The organism is Nocardioides panacisoli (assembly GCF_039537325.1).
Classification (GTDB): domain Bacteria; phylum Actinomycetota; class Actinomycetes; order Propionibacteriales; family Nocardioidaceae; genus Nocardioides; species Nocardioides panacisoli.
On record NZ_BAABAH010000001.1, the window covers coordinates 515,711 to 535,551 of the forward strand.

Consider the following 19,841-nt stretch of genomic DNA (forward strand, 5'->3'; position numbering starts at 1 on the left):
GCGCGTCGGCCCGCTCACACGGGCTCCGGGACGAGCTGCAGGTAGACCGACGTGATCACGAAGTTCGTGACGAACAGCGCGGCGAACGCGATCACGACCGATTGGTTGACCGCGTCGCCGACGGCCCGCGGACCGCCCTTGACCGTGAGCCCGCGGTAGCAGGCGATCAGCGCAGCGAGCAGCCCGAAGATCGCCGCCTTGACCTCGCCGAGCACCAGGTCGTGCATGGTCGCCAGGGTGCGGAAGGACGTGACGAACGCGCCGGGGGAGCCGCCTTGGACGAGCACGTTGAAGACGTAGCCGCCGGCGACGCCGACCACGCTGACCAGGCCGTTGAGCAGCATCGCGACCACGACGCAGCCGAGGACGCGCGGGACGACGAGGCGCTGGATCGTGGAGATGCCGAGCACCTCGAGCGCGTCGATCTCCTCGCGGATGGTCCGCGAACCCAGGTCGGCGCAGATCGCCGTACCGGCCGCGCCGGCGAGGAGCAGCGCGGTCACGATCGGCGACGCCTCGCGGATCGTCGCGAGCGCCGACGCCGCGCCGGTGAAGCTCTCCGCGCCGAGCTGCTTGGTCAGGTTGCCGAGCTGCAGCGCGATGACCGCGCCGAACGGGATGGACACCAGCATCGCGGGGAGGACCGAGACGAACGCGATGAACTCGGTCTGCTGGACGAACTCGCGGGTCTGGAACGGCCGCTGGGGCACCAGCCGCAGCGTCTTCCCCGAGAACGCGACGAGCCCGCCGACGCCGTCCACCAGCTCGCCCAGCCTGGTGGCGGCGCTCTTCCGCGGCGGCGCCGGTGCCGGAGGGGCGACGGGCAGTGCTGCGACGACCTCCTGCCAGGAGGGCTGTTCGGTGCCGCCGGCCGATTGCGGCCGCGGTGGGCGGAGACCCATGCTTACCCCCGAAGTAACCTCGGTCACACAGCGCAACGACTATGACTTGGATGCGTTACTGCGCGCAAGTGATGAAGAGAACCTGTTCTCGATTTGGACGTTTGTGCAGGTGAGAGGCCAAACACTTTCCCTCATTTACATGCTTGAGTGCAGATAAGTTCCGTGCGACGCTGACCCTCGACGTGTGACCGCGACTCCCAGGAGGACCGCAGATGGACTTCGACGACACCCCTGAGGAAGCAGCCTGGCGCGCCGAGGTGCGCAGCTTCCTGGAGGCGAACCGCGACCGGCTCGGGGAGCGCGGTGACCGCCGCAGCTTCGACGATGTCGTGGCGCGCGAGCGCCAGGCGCTGCTCTACGACGCCGGCTACGTCGGCGTGACCTGGCCGGTCGAGGCCGGCGGGCGCGGCGGCACGCCCATGCAGCAGGCGATCGTCGACCAGGAGATGGACCGGGCCGGCGTCCCGGGGCTCATCAACCTGATCGGCATCGGCATGTGCGGCCCGACCGTGATCTACCACGGGAGCGACGACCAGAAGGAGCGCTACCTCAAGCGGCTGCTCCGCGCCGAGGACGTCTGGTGCCAGCTGTTCAGCGAGCCCGCGTCCGGCAGCGACCTGGCAGCGCTGCGGACCAAGGCCGTCAGGGACACCGACGGCAACTGGCGCGTCTCCGGGCAGAAGGTCTGGACGACGCTTGCCCACCTGTCCGACTACGGCATCCTGCTCACCCGCACCGATCCCGACGTCGCCAAGCACCGCGGCCTGACGATGTTCGTCGTCGACATGAAGGCGCCCGGCGTGACGGTGCGGCCACTGAAGCAGATGAGCGGCACCGCGGAGTTCAACGAGGTGTTCTTCGACGACGTGGTGATCCCGGACAGCGAGCGGCTCGGCGACGTCGGCGACGGGTGGCGGGTCGCGCTCACCACCCTGATGAGCGAGCGGCTCACCCTGGGCGGCGGCGGCACCGAGATCGGCGTCAGCGTCGGCCAGGTCGCCCGCCACGTCGCGGGCCGGGTCGCCGGGCTCCCCGAGGGCCGGCAGGCGCTCGTGCGTCAGGAGCTCGGCAGGGCCTACGTCGCCTCGCTGGGCATCCGCTACACCGGCTACCGGCTGCTGACCGCCCTCAGCCAGGGCAACCTGCCCGGCCCCGAGGCATCGGCGGGGAAGCTCGCCGGCACCAAGGCGGCGCGCGACCTGGCCGACCTCGCCGTACGCCTGCTCGGCGACGACGCCGTCTACGCGGTCGACGCCGAGGGCTCGACCGGCTGGCAGGACCTGCAGGCGGTGCTGCCCGGGATGGCCATCGCCGGCGGCACCAACGAGGTGCTGCGCAACATCATCGGCGAGCGGGTGCTCGGGCTGCCGCCCGAGCCGCGCGCCGACAAGGACGTCACGTTCAAGGACCTCGTCGCCTCCGGCGCGTGAGCTTAGAAGGGCTGCAGCCATGTACTTCGACCTCGACGACGAGCAGCGCGACCTCGCGTCCGCTGCCCGCGACTTCCTCGCCGGCTCCGCGTCGCCCGCGGCCGCGCGCGCCGCGCTCGACTCGGCCACCGCCGACGTACCTCCTGGGCGCCTGGAGCTCGCCAAGAGCGGGTTCGCGGCGATCACCGTTCCCGAACGGGCCGGTGGCGGGGGCGGCACCGTCCTCGACCTGGCGGTCGTCGCGGAGCAGGCCGGCCGCGTGCTCGCCGGGCCCTCACTGGTGACCTACGCGCGTGCGGCGGTGCTCCTCCAGGACGACGAGCAGCGGCTCGGCGCCCTCGCTGACGGCAGCCTGGCCGTCGCGGTGGTCGACGACGGCCCGGTGCTCGACGCCGTCGGCGCGGACACCTTCCTCTGGCTGCGCGGCGACGAGGTCGTGATCGGCGGCGGCACCGTGACGGCGCGCGAGCCGCTCGACCCCACGCGGGGACTCGCCGACGTCGCGCCGGCCGACGGCGAGACCGTCGCGGGCGGTCGCGAGCGCTGGGACCGCGCCCGCCAGGTCGGGCGGACGATCCTCGCGGCCGAGGGTCTCGGCGCAGCGGCGCGCGCGCTGGAGATCGGCGTGGCCTACACCAAGGAGCGGCACGCGTTCGGCCGCCCGATCGGCTCCTACCAGGCGGTCAAGCACGCGCTGGTCGACGTCTACGTGCAGGTCGAGCAGCTGCGGTCGCTGGTGTGGTGGGCCGCCTGGGCGGTCGACAACGCACCCGACGAGCTCCCGCTCGCCTCGGCCGCAGCGAAGGGAGCGGCGGCGACAGCGCTCGAGCAGGCCGCCGAGACGCTGATCCAGGTGCACGGCGGCATCGGCTTCACCTGGGAGCACGACGCGCACCTCTACTGGCGGCGGGCGAAGGTCGACCGGCTGCTGCTCGGCGACGACGTCGACGCGTTCGACGAGGTCGCCACCCTCGCGCTCGCGGCGGCGGAGGAGGCGCGATGAGCGGCGTCGGGGAGCACCACCTCGCCCTGCTCGCCGAGTCGTGGCTCGACCGGGTCGGCGACTACGACATGCTCCACTTCGAGGGTGCCTGGCACAGCTCGGGCCAGATCCTCGACCGCGCCCGCCGGGTGGCGTCGGGGCTCGCCGCGGCCGGCGTCGAGCCCGGCGACCGGGTGATCGTGCTGACCATGAACACCCCGGAGGTGTTCGTGGCCTACCACGCCATCTGGCGCGCGGGCGCCGTCGTGACGCCGGTGATCTTCCTGCAGACCCCGCCGGAGCTGCGCCACATCCTGGAGGACTCCGGGGCGCGGACCGCGATCGTCAGCCCGGAGCTGCTGCCGCTGGTCCAGGGCTCGGCCGAGGGCCTCGGCCTCCAGCTGGTCGTGATCGGCGAGGTGCCCGACGGCGTGGACGCGACGCCGTTCGGCGCGCTCGAGGAGAGCGAGCCCGGCGAGGTCGTCCCGCGCGGCGACCACGACCTGGCGGCGCTGCTCTACACCGGCGGCACCACGGGTCGCGCCAAGGGCGTGATGCTCAGCCACGACGGGCTGTGGGAGGCCGGCAGCGGAATGGCCGGCGTCGCCGAGTCCATGGACATGACGCGCACCCTGCTGCCGCTGCCGCTCTCGCATGCCTACGGCCTCAACGTGCTGGTCGCCGGCCTGCACTCCGAGCGCCAGAACGTCTCGGTCATGCAGCGCTGGTTCGACCCGCAGGGCTGGCTCGAGCTCGTCCAGGAGCACCGGCTCGAGAACAGTGCCGTCGTCCCTTCGATGATGCAGATGCTGCTCGACCTGCCCTACGCCGACTACGACCTCAGCTCGCTGCAGACCTTCGGCTCCGGCGGCGCGCCGCTGCTGCCGCACCTGCGCGAGAAGGTGGAGAAGGCCTTCGGGGTGACGATCCTCGAGGGCTACGGCTGCACCGAGGCGACCGCGATCGTGACCGCGATGACGCAGAGCGACAACCGCGTGGGCACCGTCGGCAAGCCGGCGCCACACGTGAAGGTCGCGATCCTCGACCCGGCCGGCAAGGAGGTCCCGACGGGCGAGGAGGGCGAGATCTGCGTCGGCGGCCCCGGCGTGATGCTCGGCTACTGGAACGAGCCCGAGCTGACCGCGGAGACCATCGTCGACGGCTGGCTGCACACCGGCGACGTCGGCCGCGTCGACGAGGACGGCTACCTGTACGTCGTCGACCGGCTCAAGGACCTCATCATCCGCGGCGGCTTCAACGTGTTCCCCCGGGACGTCGAGGACGCGCTCATCGAGCACGAGGCGGTGGCGGCAGCCGCGGTCGTCGGCCGGCCGGACGAGAAGAGCGGCGAGGAGGTCGTCGCGGTCGTCGCGCTGCACCCCGGCTCGTCCGCCGACCCCGACGAGCTGATGGAGTTCGCGAAGGCCCGGCTCGCCCGCTACAAGTACCCGCGCGAGGTCCGGATCGTCGACGCGGTGCCGCTGACCAGCGTGGGCAAGACCGACCGCAAGGCGGTCCGGGCGATGGTGCGCGAGGAGGCGTAGGCCTCAGCCCAGGCCGATGAGGCCCTCCTGGGCGGCCTCGGCGACCAGCGTGCCGTCGGTGCCGTAGACCTTGGCGCGGACGAACCCGCGGCCGTCGCCCGCCCAGGGGGACTCGCACTGCCAGAGCAGCCAGTCCTCGACCCGGACCGGCCGGTGGAACCACACCGCGTGGTCGATCGTGGCCGGGCGGACGTCGACGCCGTACATCGCGAGGCCGTGCGGGCGGAGCACCGGGTGCAGGATGCGCATGTCGCTCGCGAACGTGAACAGCGCGGCGTGCAGCAGCGGGTCGTCCGGCACCGCGCCCGCAGCCCGCTTCCAGACCAGCGTCGGCTCGCCGGCGGGCACCTTGCTCTCGAACCAGCCCGGGCCGAGCCCGACGGTGCGGAGGTCGAACGCGTCGGGACTGGTGCCGTAGCGGGTCATCCCGACGGGCAGGTCGCGCAGCACCTCGTGGTCGGGGCGGATCGTCTCCGGGTCCGGCGCTGGCGGGGCGCCGGTCTGGTGGGCGATGCCGGCCCGCGGGATCGCCCACGAGCAGGTGAACTCGGCGATCACCCGCCCGTCCTGCACCGCCGAGACGCGCCGGTGGCTGAACGAGCGGCCGTCGCGGGTGCGGTCCACCTCGACGTGCAGCGGGACCGCCGCGTCGCCCGGCCGCAGGAAGTAGCCGTGCAGCGAGTGGATGGCGCGGTCGGCGGGCACGGTGCGACCGGCCGCCATCACCGCCTGCGCGGCGACCAGGCCGCCGAACACGTGACCGGTCGTCACCGACGCGGTGGAGTGGCCGGCCGCGAACCGGTCCTCGCCGTCGGGCGTCAGGTCGAGCAGCGCGATCAGCTCGGGTAGGAGGGTCGTCCACGCGCCGTCGTCGTCGGCGTTCGGCTGGGTCACCACGGGGACACCCTCGGCCACCGCCCGAGGGCCCGTCAATTTCGGCAGTCCTGCCGATAAGTGCCCGCTCTGCGGGCCGGGACCCTTGACACCCGGAGGGTGCGGTCACAAACTGACAGGAGTTCTTGTCAGACGACCCGAGGATGGCCCAGATGGCGCGTCAGATCTCCGGAATGTCCATCATCGTGACCGGCGGCGCCCGGGGCATCGGCCGCGCGACGGTCGAGCGGTTCGCCCGCCAGGGAGCGTCGGTCGCCATCGGCGACCTCGACCCCGACCTGGCCGAGGAGGTCGCCCGGGCGTACGGCGACCGCGTCGTTGCCGCCCAGCTCGACGTCACCGAGCCGGCGTCCTGGCAGGCCTTCCTCGAGGAGGTCGGTCACCTCGGACCCTGGGACGTCCTGGTCAACAACGCCGGCATCATGCCGCTCGGCCCGGTGCTCAAGGAGCCGGACTCGCTCACGGCCGCGATCTTCAACGTCAACGTGCACGGGCCGATCAACGGCATCAAGGCGGTCGCGCCCGGGATGGCCGAGCGCGGCCACGGCCACATCGTCAACGTCGCGTCCGCCGTGGGACGGCTCGCCGTACCGGACGGGGCGACGTACTCCGCCTCGAAGTTCGCCGTCGTCGGCTTCAGCGAGGCGATCCGCCAGGAGTTCGCGCCGCTCGGCCTCGACGTCTCGCTGATCCTGCCGACCGTCGTCCAGACCGAGCTCGCCGCCGGCGTCCCGGCCGCCAAGGGCATGAAGCCGGTGACCGCCGACGACGTCGCCGCGGCCATCGAGTCGGTCGTCCGCAAGCCGCGCGCCGAGCTGTGGGTGCCCAACTGGGTGCAGGGCCCGACCAAGTTCACCCAGGCGCTGCCGCGCAAGGTGCAGGACGCTCTCGCCAAGACCAACGACGCGAGCCAGGTGCTCACGCACGCCGACCCCGCCGCGCGCGCGGCCTACGAGGAGCGCGCGCGCCGCAACGCGAAGTGAGGATCGCGCGATGACCGACGAGCGCCCGTTCGAGATCAACGGCTTCTGCCACGTCGCCCTGGTCTGCTCTGACATGAAGCGGACCGTCGAGTTCTACAACGGGCTGCTCGGCCTGCCGCTGGTCAAGACGTTGGAGCTGCCCGAGGGCGGCGGCCAGCACTTCTTCTTCGAGGTCGCACCCGGCAGCTACCTGGCGTTCTTCTGGTTCCCCGACGCGCCCGCACCCGCGCCCGGGATCGCCTCCGCCGCCGACATGCCGGGCTTCGGCGAGATCCTCAGCGCCGTCGGCTCGATGAACCACGTCGCGTTCACCATCCCCGAGGACAGGTTCGACGACTACAAGGCGAAGCTCGACGAGGCCGGAGTACGCACCGGCTTCATCCTCAACCACGACGACAGCCCGTTCGGCGTCGCGGCGAAGATGCACCCGGGGGTGTTCATCCGGTCGCTCTACTTCGTCGACCCCGACGGGATCCTGCTGGAGTTCGCCGCCTGGACCCGGGAGATCGGCCCCGACGAGGCGCACCACGAGCCGCGGACGGCGGCCGACCTCCGCGCCCGCGCGGAGGCCTGACGTGCCCCGCTTGCGCCAGGTCCCGCGGGCGGACGACAACGCGCCCATCGTGACGACGATGTACGACTTCCTGTTCGGCGCGGACCGGGACCCGGTCGCCGAGCCCGGCACCGAGACCGGCACACCCGGTGACTGGTGGACGGTCTTCGCCCTGGTGCCCGACGTGCTCGACCACGCGGTGAAGGGCTTCGCGCTCTACCGCTCACCGAAGCGGCTGCTCGACCCGGTGCTGCGCGAGCTCGGCCAGACCCGCGCCGGGTGGGCGCGCGGCAGCCAATTCGTCTTCTCCCAGCACTGCAAGTCGCTGCGGGCGCTCGGTGTGCCCGAGGAGAAGATCGAGGCGGTCCCCGGCTGGCAGGTGTCCGCGCAGTTCGACGAGGTGGAGCGGACCGTGCTCGCCTACACCGACGCGCTGGTCCTCGACGGTGGCCGCGTCGCCGATGCCGTCTTCGACGCGCTCCGCGAGCACCTGAGCGACGAGCAGATCCTCGAGCTCACCTACATCACCGCGCTCTACGACATGCACGCCGTGATGAGCCGCGCTCTCCGCACCGAGTTCGACGACCGCCCCGAGCCGATCGTCGAGGTGCCCGCGCCCGAGGGCGGGGCGATGTCCTACGACGTCGGCGCGGCCACGTCCGCCCCGCAGGGGTGAGCACCTGCCACGACCGGCCCGACCCGGTCGAGCTGCTCGCGGCGGTCCGCGAGTTCCTGGCCGCCCCGCCGGGCGACCGCGAGGCACTGCACCGCCGGGTCGCGGCCAACGTGGTCGCGATCGTGGAGCGTCAGCTCTCGTCCGCGGCGGAGGACGAGGCGACCCATGCCGCCCGGCTCGACGACCTCGGGGTCACCGACGAGCGTGAGCTCGCAGCGCTGGCGGCGACCCTCGGCGAGGATGATCCGAGATACCCCCTGCTGACCGCGCACCTGGCCGCGTGGGCACGTGCCAAGGTCGCGGTCGTGAACCCGCGCTACCTGGAGGACGCCCGCCGATGAGCGACCCGTTCGCCGTACCTCCGCACGTCCGGGAGCTGCGCGCCCGCGTGCGTGCGTTCATGGTCGACCTCGTCGAGCCCGCCGAACTGGTCCTCGACGCCGGCGGCCCCGAGGCCGACGCGCTGATGGCGGATCTGCAGCGGCAGGCGCGCGCGGCCGGGCTCTGGGCGATCGGCCACCCCGAGCACCTCGGCGGCGGCGGCCTGCCGTTCCTGGACTACGTGCACGTGAACGAGGTGCAGGGGCGCAGCGAGTACGGCCAGATCGCCCTCGGCACGTTCACGCTCCAGGACTCGCTGATGCTGGACCGCTACGCCAGCGAGGAGTGGCGCGAGCAATACCTGGCGCCGATCACCCGCGCCGAGTTCTGGCCGAGCTTCGCGATGACCGAGCCGGACGTGGCCGGCTCGGACCCCACCCTGCTCCAGACCAGCGCGGTGGTGGACGGAGACCACTGGGTCATCAACGGCCGGAAGTGGTTCACGACGGGGGCGCAGCGGGCGCGATACACCACGGTGATGGTGCGCACCGAGTCCGACCGGCCGGTGCACGAGTCGTTCTCGCTGGTGATCGTGCCGACCGACGACCCGGGCTACCGGATCGTGCGGGACCTCCCGGTGCTCGGGATGCTGCACGACCACTGCGAGGTCGCGTACGACGACGTGCGCGTGCCGCTCACCAACACGCTCGGGCCGCGCGGCGCGGGGTTCCGGATCGCCCAGGAGCGCCTCGGCCCCGGCCGGATCTTCCACGCGATGCGGTGGCTGGGGCAGGCGCAGCGGGCGTTCGACCTCATGTGCGAGCGGCTGAACTCGCGGTACGCGCACGGGTCGCGGCTGGCCGACAAGCAGCTCATGCAGGAGCTCGTCTTCGACTCGTGGACCGAGATCCAGTCGGCGCGGCTGATGACGCTGGCCGCCGCGCGGAAGATGGACGCGGGTGACCAGGCGCGGGTGGAGATCGGGGCGCTGAAGGTCGCCGGCGCGCGGACGCTCGGGAGGGTCGTCGACCGCGCCCTGCAGGTGTACGGCGCCGCCGGCCTCACCGACGACACCCCGCTCAGCCACATGTACCGCGCCGCTCGCTTCGCCCGGTTCTACGACGGGGCGGACGAGGTGCACGTCGAGTCGGTCGCCCGCCGCGTGCTGCGCGGCTACGAGAAGGGTGACGGCTGGGACTTCGGTGCCAGCTGAGCGCCGAGTCGGCAGAAACTTGGCTGACCTCGGCGCCGAGTCGGCTCAAGCTTGAGCCGACTCGGCGATCAGGCCAGCAGCAGCAGCATCGCGTCGTGCTCGGCTTCGGCGACGCGACGGCCGATGGCGGCGAGCTCGACGGAGCGTTCGGCGCCGGAGAGGTGGCGGCCGACCTGGTGCAGGCAGATGACGCCCCAGCGGAAGCAGCCCATCACCTGCCACCAGCGGAGGCGGGTGGTATCGACCGGTGTGCCGCCGGCGGCCTCGTAGGCGCCGAGCAGGTCGGGGACGTCGCCGCAGCCGGCGACCTCGGGGGCGGCGCCGAAGCGCCAGGCGCGGAGGGTCAGCCAGGCGAGGTCCTCGGCGGGGTCTCCGAGGTGCGCGAGCTCCCAGTCGAGGACGGCCCGGATGCCGTGCGGGTCGACGATGAGGTTGCCGAGACGGAAGTCGCCGTGCACGAGGCGGGGCTCGACCGGAGCGGGGCGGTGGCGGCGGAGCCAGGCGGCGACGTGCTCCAGGATCGGGTGCGGGTCGGGCTCGGCGGCCAGGGTGGCGGTCCAGGCGTCGAGCTGGTCGTCGGCCGGGGTGCCGGCGGCCGCCGCCTGCTCCGGGTCGATCCGGTGGAGGTCGGCGAGGATCCGGCCGCACTCGGCGGCGAAGCCGGCCCGCGCGGCAGCGAGCCGCTCGTCGCGCAGGATCCGCTGCGGCACGGACTCGCCGTCGACGTGGCTCATCAGGACGAAGCCGCCGGCGAGGCGACCGTCGCCCCGGCCGCTCGCGAGCACCTCGGGGCCCGGCACGCCGCCCCGTCCGGCGAGCACCATCAGCGCGGCCTCCCGGAGCAGCGCGTCGCCGTCGAGGGAGCCCGGGGTGTCCAGGCGGAGCACGAGCGGGGGAGCGTCGGCGCGGTCCAGGAGCCAGGTCTCGCGCGACGCGCCCGCGGGTAACCGGCGTCCGCCGACCACGCCCTCCGCGGCCTCCCCGACGGTCGCCCGGAGGGCGGCGACCAGCTCGTGGGCAGGATCGGTGGGGGAGGTCGCCACGGCGTGATTGTATACAGTCATGGCCTCCCCGCGGCGTGTCGAGATCGTCGAGGTCGGCCCGCGCGACGGCCTCCAGAACGAGTCACGGACGCTCACCACCGCGCAGAAGGCGGAGTACGCCGACCGCGCCTTCGCGGCCGGCGTCGGCCGGGTCGAGGTCACCAGCTTCGTCCATCCGCAGGCGGTGCCGGCGATGGCCGACGCCGAGGACGTGGTCGCCGGCGTGCCGCCCGGCGCCGGCCGGATCCGGTCCGCGCTGGTGCTCAACCTGCGAGGGGTCGAGCGGGCCCGCGCCGCCGGCGTGGACGACCTCAACTGCGTGCTGGTCGCCTCGGAGACCTTCTCCCAGCGCAACCAGCGGATGTCGGTCGACGCCACGGTCGCCGAGATCGGACGGATGGTGGCCGCGGCCGACGTACCGCTCGGCGTGACGATCGCCTGCGCGTTCGGGTGCCCCTTCGAGGGGGCGGTGCCCGAGCAGCGGGTCCTCGACCTGGCGGGACGGGTCGCCGGCCTCGGGATCCGGGAGATCTCGCTCGCCGACACCATCGGCGTCGGCACACCCGACCGGGTCAGCCGGCTCGTCGACGGCCTCGCCGGCGTCGCGCCCGGCGTACGGCGTCGCGCGCACTTCCACAACACCCGGAACACCGGCTACGCCAACGCCGTGGCCGCGGTCGAGGCCGGGATCGACGCGCTCGACGCGGCGACCGGCGGCATCGGGGGCTGCCCGTTCGCGCCTCGCGCCACCGGCAACGTCGCGACCGAGGACCTGACCTACCTGCTGCACGGGATGGGTGTGCAGACCGGCCTGGACCTGGCCGCGCTGATCGAGAACGCCGCATGGCTCCAGGACCGGCTCGGCGGTGCGCCGCTTCCCGGACAGCTCTCGAGGGCGGGGGACTGGCCCGGTGACCTGGCGGGGTGACCTAGGCCTGCGCTGACCGCAGGCCCTCGAGCAGCACGTCCCGCCCCTGCAGGATGTGCTCGACCATCAGCGCGCCGGCCCGGGCCGGCTCCCGGGCCGCGACGGCGGCCCGGACCAGCTGGTGGAACTCGTGGGACTGCCGGGTCTGCTCGGGCCGGAAGGCGCGGAAGGAGCGGAAGACCAGCGCGGCGTCGACGGTGCGCGCCAGCAGCTGGTCGAGCTGCCGGTGCCGGGCGGCGGCGACGACGGCCCCGTGGATCCGCCGGTTGGCGGCGTCGAGGGCGCGCGTCTGCTCCACGGTGTCGCCGGGCTCCGCCTCGACGGCCGCCCCGAAGTCCGCGATGCCGGCGTCGATCGCGGCCAGGTCGGCGTCGTCGTGGCGTTCCGCGGCCAGCTCGGCGGCGTACCCCTCCAGCCGGGCGCGCAGCCCGTAGAGGTCGACGACCTCCTCGACGCCGAGGCTGCGCACGGTCGCTCCGCGGTTCGGCTCGATGAGGACCAGGCCCTCGGCCTCGAGGGTGCGCAGCGCCTCGCGGACCGGGGTGCGGGACAGCGCGAACTGCTCGGCGATCCGCTGCTCGACCAGGCGCGCGCCCGGCTCGTAGCGGCCCTCCACGATGGCGCTCCGGATCGCCTCGTACGCTGACACCACATCCCGGATTGTATACAATCGCGGCCATGGGTGGACCTCTCAATGGCGTGCGGGTCCTCGAGCTGGGCAGCTTCATCGCCGGCCCCTTCGCGGGCCAGCTGCTCGCGGACTACGGCGCCGAGGTGATCAAGGTCGAGACACCGGGCCGGGGCGACGCCATGCGTACCTGGGGTCACACGCACGACGGCGAGAGCCTCTGGTGGCCGACGATCGCCCGCGGCAAGCGCTCGGTCGCGCTCGACCTGCACGCGGCGGAGGGCCGCGCGGTCCTCCGCGAGCTCGCGGACGAGGTCGACGTCGTCCTCGAGAACTTCCGGCCCGGCCTGCTCGAGCGCTGGGGCCTCGACCACGCGACGCTCAGCGCCACGAACCCGGGGCTGGTGATGGTGCACGTCAGCGGCTACGGGCAGACCGGGCCGCGCTCGGGTGACGCCGGCTTCGGCAGCATCGGCGAGGCGATGGGCGGGATCCGGCACACGACCGGCGACCCCGACCGGGCGCCGGCGCGGGCCGGGGTCAGCCTCGGTGACTCGCTGGCCGGCCTGTTCGCCGTCGTCGGGACGCTCGCCGCCCTCCACGACCGGTCGCGGACCGGGAAGGGTCAGGAGGTCGACGTCGCGATCTACGAGGCCGTCGCCGCGCTGATGGAGTCGACGCTCGCCGACCACGCGCTCGCCGGCGTCACCCGGGGCCGCTCCGGATCGGTGCTGCCGGGCGTCGCGCCGTCGAACGTCTACCCGACGGCCGACGGCGCCGGCGTCATCCTGGCCGCGAACGCCGACGCCGTCTTCGCCCGGCTCGCGAAGGCGATGGGGCGACCCGAGCTCGCCGACGACCCGCGGTACGCCGACCACCAGGCCCGCGGCCGCAACGCGGCCGAGCTCGACGCGACGATCGGGGAGTGGACCTCGGCGCGCACGGCTCCCGAGCTCCTCGAGGAGCTTGCCGGGGCCGGTGTCCCGGCCGGCCAGATCTACACCGCGGCCGAGATGCTCGAGGACGAGCACTACCGGGCGCGGGACATGGTGCTGCACCTGACCAACGCCGCCGGCCTCGACGTGCCGAGCATCGGGCTGGTCCCGAAGTTCTCGCGGAGCCGGCCCGACGTCCCGCGCCCCGGGCCGCGGCTGGGGGCCGACACGCGCCTGCTCGCGGACGCCGTACGCCGGGCGGGCCTCGACTACGAGGCGCTGGCCGTCGCCGGCACCCTCGCGGAGGCCCGCGAGGACCGGTAATTGGGAGGAAGGCTGTCCCCGCTCCGACTTAACCTCGGGGTGCGATGACGCAGACCACCTACCCGGCCCAGCCCGCCACCGCCGACAACCGTGCCGGCGGGGTCCGGCCTGCCGACGACCCGGCCCGCCACGTCGACTGGCGGCGGCTCCGGCACCCCGTCGCGGCCACGGCGCTCGTCGGGCTCGCGCTCGCGGCCTTGTCGCAGGCGATCGGCACCGTCGTCGCCGGCCGGGTGGCCGCGGGTCCGACCGGCGCGCTCGTCGTCCTGCTCGCCACCTTCGTCGTCGGCGGGGCGCTCCTCGACACCGCGGGCCGGGTCGCCTGGGCGGGCGTCGTCGACCGGGCCGAGGGGACGCTGCGCGGCGACCTCGTCGACGCCGCGCTGCACCAGCCGCTCGCCCACCTCAGCGAGCAGGCCGTCGGAGAGATCCTCGATCGCGTCGATGACGACACCCACGAGGTCGGGACGCTGCTCCGGATGCAGATCTGGGCCGCGCTGCGCACCGCCTTCGGCGCGGTCCCGATGTGGGTCGTGGCCGGCGTGGCCTGGTGGCCGGCGTTCTTCCTGTTCCCCGTGGTCGGGGCGATCGCGGTGGCGGTGATGCGGCCGTACCTTTCCGAGATCGCCCGCCGCAAGGTGATCGAGGAGGCCGCCTGGACCGACCATGCCGCCGCTCTCGAGGAGGGCGTCGCGGCGCGTGACGACCTGCGCACCAGCCTCGGCCAGGCGTTCGCCGTACGCCGGCTCGCGGAGCTGTCCGCGACGGTGCACGACAAGTTCCACCGGGTGCTCCGGGTCGAGGCGCGGCTCGCCCTGCGGGTCGGCCTGGTCCTGCACGCGCTGCTGGTCGGTGTCGCGGTCGCCGGCGTCGCGCTGGTGACCAGCGAGCACCTCGACGTCGCCAGGCTGGTGACGCTGTTCCTCGTCACCACCAGCTTCGTGGGGCAGATCAACCAGCTCTCCCACCACCTGCCGGACATCCAGGCCGGCCTCGGCGCGATCTTCCGGCTCCGGCAGATGCTGGCGGTCGAGGCCGAGCCGGTCGGCGGCGAGCCGGTGCCGGCCGGCGCCCTCGACATCAGGATCCGCGACCTCGCCTTCGCCTACGAGGAGGGCACGTTCGCGCTGCACGACATCGACCTCGACGTCGCGCCGGGGCACACGCTCGCCCTCGTCGGACGCACCGGCTCGGGCAAGTCGACGCTCGCCTCGCTGCTCTCGCGGGCCGTCGATCCGCCGCGCGGCACGATCTTCCTGGGCGGCGCCGACATCACCACGCTCGACCTGCACGAGCTGCGGCGCCGGGTCGGCGTGGTGACCCAGCGCACCGAGATCCTGGCCGGCTCGCTCGCCGACAACATCACGCTGTTCGCCGAGACGCCGCGCGAGGAGGTCGAGGCGGCGGTCGCCGAGCTCGGGCTGACCGAGTGGGTCGGCGGGCTTCCCGACGGCCTCGACACCGTGCTCGGCCCCGGGGGCACGACGCTCTCGGCCGGCGAGGAACAGCTGGTCGCCTTCGCCCGGCTGCTGGTGCGCCACGTCCAGGTGGTCGTGCTGGACGAGGCGACGGCACGGATGGACCCGGTGACCGAGGCCCGCGTCGTCGCCGCCGCGGAGCGGCTGACCAGCGGTCGCACCGGTGTCCTGGTGGCCCACCGGCTGAGCACGATCGAGCGCGCCGAGATGGTCGCCGTGCTCGACCACGGTCGCGTCATCCAGCACGGCATGCGCGACGACCTGGCCCTGGTCGACGGCCCGTTCCGGCGGCTGCTCGACGCCAGCGCGACCGAGGAGTTCGACGACCCGGTCGCGGCCGACGACAGCGGCGAGGTCGGCGTCGGCACCCAGCGCCGCGCCGGTCCGCCGCCGGCGCGGCCGGAGGTCGGCGACGGACCCACACTGACCCGCGGCACCTGGCACGCGTTCTGGGTGCGCCCGTGGTGGGGCGCCTGGTCGGTGATCCTGTTCCTCGGCGGCACCGTGCTGGCGCCGCTCGGCGCCGTGACCGGCTACCTCTGGGGCCGGATCGTCGAGGACCTCGACACCGGCAGCACGCCGGTGCAGCTCACCATGGTGCTCGGCCTGTGCCTGCTCTTCGCGCCGGTGCTGCTGGCCGACGCGTTCCGCCGCTACCCACGCTGGTGGATCGAGGTCATGCTCCGGGTGCGGATGTCCGTGCTGCTCGGTCAGATCCGCCCGCACCGGCTGCCCCGGACGCCCCCGGGCGAGGTCGTCGCCCGGTCGATGGACGCCGACCGGCTGGCGCGCTACTCCGACCGGTGGATCGACTTCGTCAACGGACTGCTGATCGCCCTGATCACGACCATCGCGGGCGGCACCCTGCTCGCCGGTGGCGTCCTGATCGCCGTGATGGTCGCCAGCGCGCTCGCATCGTCCGTCGGGCGGCCGATCGCGGGTCGCTCCGCGGCGCGGTCCTCGGCGGCCCGGGCGCGGTTCGGTCGCGCCCTGGTCTCGGTCGTCGAGTCGGCCCGCACCGTCAAGCTGGCGGGCCGGACGCCGCAGGCGCACGCCCACCTGCGCCGGGTCGACAGCGGCCGCGTGCAGGCCGCCGTCTTCGAGCACCGCGTCCAGGCCGTCCTCGACGCCGTGCCGACCGTCATGGTGCAGATCGGCGTGGTCGCCGCCTGGGCCCTGTTCCTCGGCGACGTCTGGGGCCTGGCCACCGCCCTGCTCGTGGCCAACGCCGTCAACGGCTTCGACTGGTTCGGCCGCGTCGCCGGCGCGGTCGTGACCGAGGCGCCGGGTGTCCGTGCCTGGCAGCGGGCGACCAGCAGGTTCGCCGGTGGCGCCCAGATGATGGCGCTGCCGCCCGGCCTCGATCTGGTCGCCGGGACGGCGCCGCCGCCTCCGGAGCCCGCCGTCGACCGCCTCGAGCGGCTCTCCCTCCGTGGGTTCGGCGCGGTCCACGACGACGGGACGATCGGCGTCGCCGGCGTGGACCTGACCGTGGAGCGCGGCGAGCTGGTGCTGCTGCTCGGCCAGGTCGGCTCGGGCAAGTCGAGCCTGCTGGCGTCGCTTGCCGGTCTGATGGACCACACCGGGTCGCTGCGCTGGAACGGCAACGAGGTCACGGACCCCGAGACGTTCCTGCGGCCCGGCCGGGTCGCCCACGTCGCCCAGGTGCCGCGGGTCCTGTCGGGCACATTCGCCGACAACGTGCGGCTCGGGTTCGACCGCGACGTCGACACCCCGATCGCCGACGCCCGGCTGACGGAGGACGTGGCGGAGGCGGGCGGGCCCACCGCCGTCGTCGGCCACCGCGGCGTACGCCTCTCCGGGGGTCAGGTGCAACGGCTCGCGCTGGCGCGCGCGCTCGCGGCCGACGCCGAGCTGCTGCTCGCCGACGACGTCTCGAGCGCGCTCGACGCGGCCACCGAGATCGAGCTGTGGTCTGCCCTGCGGGCCCGCCGTGCGACGGTCGTCGGCGCCACCTCCAAGCGCGCCGCGCTCGCCCAGGCCGACCGCGTCGTGGTGCTCGTCGACGGGACCGTCGCCGAGGTCGGGCCGTGGGCCGAGCTCGCCGCGCGCTGGGGGCACCTGGCGGGCTGAGCCCGGGCAGCTCCTGAGACAATCGCGCCATGTCGGCGACGTTCGAGCAGAGCAGGGCGGCGGAGGCTCAGCCGCAGGCGGGGCAGCCGGAGGCGCCCTCGGGAGGGGCCCGGCCCCGGGTCCTCTCCGGGATCCAGCCGACGGCGGACTCGTTCCACTTCGGCAACTACCTCGGCGCGCTGCGGCAGTGGGTGGACCTCCAGCGCGACCACCAGCCGTTCTTCTTCATCGCCGACCTGCACGCGATCACCGTCGAGTGGGACCCCAAGGTGCTGCGCGAGCGCACCTTGCGGGCGGCCGCCCAGCTGATCGCGATGGGCATCGACCCCGAGAAGTCGGCGATCTTCGTGCAGAGCCAGATCCCGGCCCACGCGCAGCTGGCCTGGGTGCTCAACGGTCTGACCGGCCTCGGCGAGGCCCGCCGGATGACCCAGTTCAAGGACAAGTCGGCCAAGGGTGGCGAGGGATCGGCGAGCGTCGGCCTGCTGACCTACCCGATCCTGCAGGCGGCCGACATCCTGCTCTACCGGCCGCACTACGTGCCGGTCGGCGAGGACCAGCGCCAGCACCTGGAGCTGACCAGGGACCTCGCCCAGCGGTTCAACAGCCGGTTCAAGAAGACCTTCCGGCTGCCGGAGCCCTACATCCTCAAGGCGACCGCCAAGATCTACGACCTGCAGGACCCGGCCGCGAAGATGTCGAAGTCGGGGTCCTCGCCCAACGGCATCGTCGAGATGCTGGACGACCCGGCTCGGAGCGCGAAGAAGATCCGCTCCGCCGTCACCGACTCCGGCAGCGAGATCCGGTTCGACCCCGAGGACAAGCCCGGTGTCAGCAACCTGCTCACGATCTTCTCCGCGCTCAGCGGCGAGTCGGTGAACGCGCTCGTCGACCAGTACGCCGGCAAGGGGTACGGCGACCTGAAGGCCGACCTCGCCGATCTCGTGGTCTCGTTCGTGACCCCGTTCCGCGAGCGCACCCTCGAGCTGCTCGACGACCAGGCCTATCTCACGTCGGTGCTCCAGAAGGGCGCGGAGACGGCCCACGGGGTCGCGGACGCGACCCTGCGCGACGTCTACCAGCGGGTCGGTTTCGCCGCTCCGAGCGGCCGCTGAGCCGATGTCGACCATCGGGGTGGCGATCGCGGTGCCGGAGCCGTGGGCGTCCGAGCTCAAGGACTACCGCCGCGAGATCGGCGACCCGACCGCCGTCGGTGTCCCGACGCACGTGACGCTGGTGCCGCCGACCGAGGTCGGCGCCGACCTCACCGAGATCGAGGAGCACCTCGGCGAGGCCGCCACCGCGGTCCCGCCGTTCCGTGTGCACCTGCGGGGAACGGGTACCTTCCGGCCCGTGTCCCCCGTGGTGTTCATCGGACTCGCTGAGGGGATCTCCCAGTGCGAGCAGCTCGCCGACGCCGTACGACGAGGACCGCTCGCCATGGACCTCTCCTTCCCCTACCACCCGCACGTGACCGTCGCCCACCACCTTCCCGACGAGGGCCTGGACCGCGCGTTCGACGACCTCGCGGGCTTCGACTGCGCCTTCGACGTCACCCGGTTCCACCTCTACGTCCACGAGGACCGGGCGGGGTGGAAGGTGAGCCGGACCTTCGACCTCGGCGGAGGCTGACCCCGACGTGTCGCTGGTGAGCCGGGTCAAGGAGCGGATCGCGCGAGCGCGCGAGCGGCGGCCCTTGCTCGATCACGTCGTGCGGACCGTCAGCCACTTCGGGGAGGTCAACGGCAGCCAGCAGGCCGGCGGGGTGACCTACTTCGGGTTCCTGTCCGTCTTCCCGATCCTGGCGCTGGCGTTCTTCGTCGTGGGCTACGTCGCGAGGGTCTATCCCGGCGCGCGCGAGGCACTGATCAACGCGCTCGACCAGGTCCTGCCGCACCTGATCGGTGGTGGCGACGGCGAGATCCCGCTCTCCGACTTCGAGAACTACGCCGGCGCCGTCGGGCTGATCGGTCTCGCGGGCGTGCTGTACACGGGCCTCGGCTGGCTCTCCGCCCTGCGCAACGCACTGATCGCCGTGTTCGAGGAGCCGAAGGCGCTGCGCCCGAACTTCGTGATGGGGCTGGTCCGCGACCTGGTGACCCTGGTCGTCCTCGGGGTGGTGCTGATGACGAGCGTCGGCCTGTCCGGCGTCGTGACCCGCGCCTCCGGGTGGGTCGTCGACCATCTCGGCCTCGGCAGCGAGCTCGGCTGGCTGGTGTGGGTGATCGGCGTGCTGCTCGGCGTCGCCGCCGGCACGGTCCTGTTCTTCCTGATGTTCCGGCTGCTCGCCGACCCGCCGACGCCTGCCCGGGCCCTGTGGGCGGGGGCGGTGCTCGGCGCGGTCGCGTTCGAGCTGCTCAAGCAGCTCTCCGGCGAGCTCCTCGCGGGGACGCGAGGCCAGCCCGCCTTCCAGGCGTTCGGGATCGCCCTGATCCTCGTCGTCTGGATCAACTACTTCTCGCGGGTGGTGCTGTACGCCGCCTCGTGGGCGCACACCAGCCGGGCCGCGCGCGCCCTGCGCGGCGGGGACCCCGAGCTCGTCCAGGGGCCGCAGTCGCCCCCGGTCGACGTGACGCAGGTCCCAGAGCGCACCGCGCCGGGGTGGGCGGCTCCGTTCGCTGCCGGAGCGGGTGTCATGCTGACGGCGGTCGCCCTCCTGAGGAAGCGGAAGAAGGTCTCATGAAGTTCGAGCGCAAGCACGCCGTACTGCTCCTGGTGGTCGCGGCCTGGAACGTCATCACGTTCGGCAACTTCGCCAAGAACCTCTACTCGGCCTACGAGTCGGGAGAGGACCGCGCCGCGGGCTACTGGATCGCGCACACGGTGCTGATCGTCGTGAACTTCGCCATCGCCGGCGTCCTGGGCTCGCTCGGCGTCAAGGCGCTGCGCGGCTCGAAGGGCTGACCGAGCCGC

At 73.2% G+C, this 19,841-nt stretch carries 19 protein-coding genes; 15 read left to right on the plus strand and 4 right to left on the minus strand.

What is annotated here, in order from left to right; translation table 11 throughout:
• Positions 1 to 14 precede the first annotated feature (14 nt).
• Positions 15 to 902, minus strand: coding sequence for an MlaE family ABC transporter permease (locus ABD709_RS02665; RefSeq protein ID WP_344772241.1), 888 nt, complete (start codon positions 900 to 902; stop codon positions 15 to 17).
• Between the two features lie 212 nt (positions 903 to 1,114).
• On the opposite strand from ABD709_RS02665, the gene ABD709_RS02670 reads away from it, so the two are divergent.
• Genes ABD709_RS02670 through ABD709_RS02680 form a run of 3 tightly spaced genes read left to right on the plus strand, consistent with a single transcriptional unit; the run spans position 1,115 to position 4,858 of the window.
• Positions 1,115 to 2,332 carry an acyl-CoA dehydrogenase family protein gene (locus ABD709_RS02670; RefSeq protein ID WP_344772242.1) on the plus strand — a complete coding sequence of 406 codons (1,218 nt, stop codon included), beginning with the start codon at positions 1,115 to 1,117 and terminating at the stop codon, positions 2,330 to 2,332.
• A gap of 19 nt (positions 2,333 to 2,351) precedes the next feature.
• A complete protein-coding gene (locus tag ABD709_RS02675) occupies positions 2,352 to 3,335 on the plus strand; it encodes an acyl-CoA dehydrogenase family protein (protein ID WP_344772243.1) in 984 nt (327 codons plus the stop codon).
• Complete coding sequence (locus ABD709_RS02680; RefSeq protein WP_344772244.1) at positions 3,332 to 4,858, plus strand: class I adenylate-forming enzyme family protein; 1,527 nt, start codon at positions 3,332 to 3,334, stop codon at positions 4,856 to 4,858. The genes ABD709_RS02675 and ABD709_RS02680 overlap by 4 nt, the downstream gene beginning before the upstream one ends.
• A gap of 3 nt (positions 4,859 to 4,861) precedes the next feature.
• Here the strand turns inward: ABD709_RS02680 and ABD709_RS02685 are convergent, their stop codons facing one another.
• Positions 4,862 to 5,755, minus strand: a complete 894-nt coding sequence (locus ABD709_RS02685; RefSeq protein WP_344772245.1) for an acyl-CoA thioesterase — start codon at positions 5,753 to 5,755, stop codon at positions 4,862 to 4,864.
• 149 nt (positions 5,756 to 5,904) lie between these two features.
• On the opposite strand from ABD709_RS02685, the gene ABD709_RS02690 reads away from it, so the two are divergent.
• From ABD709_RS02690 to ABD709_RS02710, 5 genes are read left to right on the plus strand one after another with little or no spacing between them, the layout of a single operon-like run.
• The gene (locus ABD709_RS02690; RefSeq protein ID WP_344772246.1) at positions 5,905 to 6,735 is read left to right on the plus strand and encodes an SDR family oxidoreductase; all 831 of its coding nucleotides are present in this window, start codon (positions 5,905 to 5,907) and stop codon (positions 6,733 to 6,735) included.
• Between the two features lie 10 nt (positions 6,736 to 6,745).
• Complete coding sequence (locus ABD709_RS02695) at positions 6,746 to 7,309, plus strand: VOC family protein (protein WP_344772247.1); 564 nt, start codon at positions 6,746 to 6,748, stop codon at positions 7,307 to 7,309.
• A gap of 1 nt (position 7,310) precedes the next feature.
• On the plus strand, positions 7,311 to 7,964 hold the full coding sequence (locus ABD709_RS02700) for a carboxymuconolactone decarboxylase family protein (protein ID WP_344772248.1): 654 nt from the start codon (positions 7,311 to 7,313) through the stop codon (positions 7,962 to 7,964).
• Entirely contained in the window at positions 7,961 to 8,305 is a 345-nt protein-coding gene (locus ABD709_RS02705) for a DUF6285 domain-containing protein (RefSeq protein ID WP_344772249.1), read from the plus strand. Before ABD709_RS02700 ends, ABD709_RS02705 begins: the two co-directional genes overlap by 4 nt.
• Complete coding sequence (locus tag ABD709_RS02710; protein ID WP_344772250.1) at positions 8,302 to 9,498, plus strand: acyl-CoA dehydrogenase family protein; 1,197 nt, start codon at positions 8,302 to 8,304, stop codon at positions 9,496 to 9,498. Before ABD709_RS02705 ends, ABD709_RS02710 begins: the two co-directional genes overlap by 4 nt.
• Before the next feature lie 68 nt (positions 9,499 to 9,566).
• Here ABD709_RS02710 and ABD709_RS02715 read toward each other — a convergent pair whose 3' ends face one another.
• Positions 9,567 to 10,541, minus strand: a complete 975-nt coding sequence (locus ABD709_RS02715; protein ID WP_344772251.1) for a phosphotransferase family protein — start codon at positions 10,539 to 10,541, stop codon at positions 9,567 to 9,569.
• 19 nt (positions 10,542 to 10,560) lie between these two features.
• Between ABD709_RS02715 and ABD709_RS02720 the strand changes: the two genes are divergently transcribed.
• Complete coding sequence (locus tag ABD709_RS02720; protein WP_344772252.1) at positions 10,561 to 11,469, plus strand: hydroxymethylglutaryl-CoA lyase; 909 nt, start codon at positions 10,561 to 10,563, stop codon at positions 11,467 to 11,469.
• Position 11,470: 1 nt separating this feature from the next.
• Here ABD709_RS02720 and ABD709_RS02725 read toward each other — a convergent pair whose 3' ends face one another.
• Positions 11,471 to 12,118 carry a GntR family transcriptional regulator gene (locus ABD709_RS02725; RefSeq protein ID WP_344772253.1) on the minus strand — a complete coding sequence of 216 codons (648 nt, stop codon included), beginning with the start codon at positions 12,116 to 12,118 and terminating at the stop codon, positions 11,471 to 11,473.
• A gap of 29 nt (positions 12,119 to 12,147) precedes the next feature.
• On the opposite strand from ABD709_RS02725, the gene ABD709_RS02730 reads away from it, so the two are divergent.
• Genes ABD709_RS02730 through ABD709_RS02755 form a run of 6 tightly spaced genes read left to right on the plus strand, consistent with a single transcriptional unit; the run spans position 12,148 to position 19,832 of the window.
• Positions 12,148 to 13,356, plus strand: coding sequence for a CaiB/BaiF CoA transferase family protein (locus ABD709_RS02730; RefSeq protein WP_344772254.1), 1,209 nt, complete (start codon positions 12,148 to 12,150; stop codon positions 13,354 to 13,356).
• Positions 13,357 to 13,400: 44 nt separating this feature from the next.
• Positions 13,401 to 16,928 carry an ATP-binding cassette domain-containing protein gene (locus ABD709_RS02735; protein ID WP_344772255.1) on the plus strand — a complete coding sequence of 1,176 codons (3,528 nt, stop codon included), beginning with the start codon at positions 13,401 to 13,403 and terminating at the stop codon, positions 16,926 to 16,928.
• A 29-nt stretch (positions 16,929 to 16,957) separates the two neighbouring features.
• Positions 16,958 to 18,043: a tryptophan--tRNA ligase gene (gene trpS / locus ABD709_RS02740; protein ID WP_344772256.1), complete on the plus strand. Its 1,086-nt coding sequence runs from the start codon at positions 16,958 to 16,960 to the stop codon at positions 18,041 to 18,043.
• 4 nt (positions 18,044 to 18,047) lie between these two features.
• Positions 18,048 to 18,560 (plus strand): 2'-5' RNA ligase family protein, encoded by a 513-nt coding sequence (locus ABD709_RS02745; protein ID WP_344772257.1) that lies wholly within the window; start codon positions 18,048 to 18,050, stop codon positions 18,558 to 18,560.
• 7 nt (positions 18,561 to 18,567) lie between these two features.
• A complete protein-coding gene (locus tag ABD709_RS02750; protein ID WP_344772258.1) occupies positions 18,568 to 19,611 on the plus strand; it encodes a YihY/virulence factor BrkB family protein in 1,044 nt (347 codons plus the stop codon).
• On the plus strand, positions 19,608 to 19,832 hold the full coding sequence (locus ABD709_RS02755) for an SCO4848 family membrane protein (protein WP_344772259.1): 225 nt from the start codon (positions 19,608 to 19,610) through the stop codon (positions 19,830 to 19,832). The genes ABD709_RS02750 and ABD709_RS02755 overlap by 4 nt, the downstream gene beginning before the upstream one ends.
• The last annotated feature ends 9 nt before the right edge of the window (positions 19,833 to 19,841 follow it).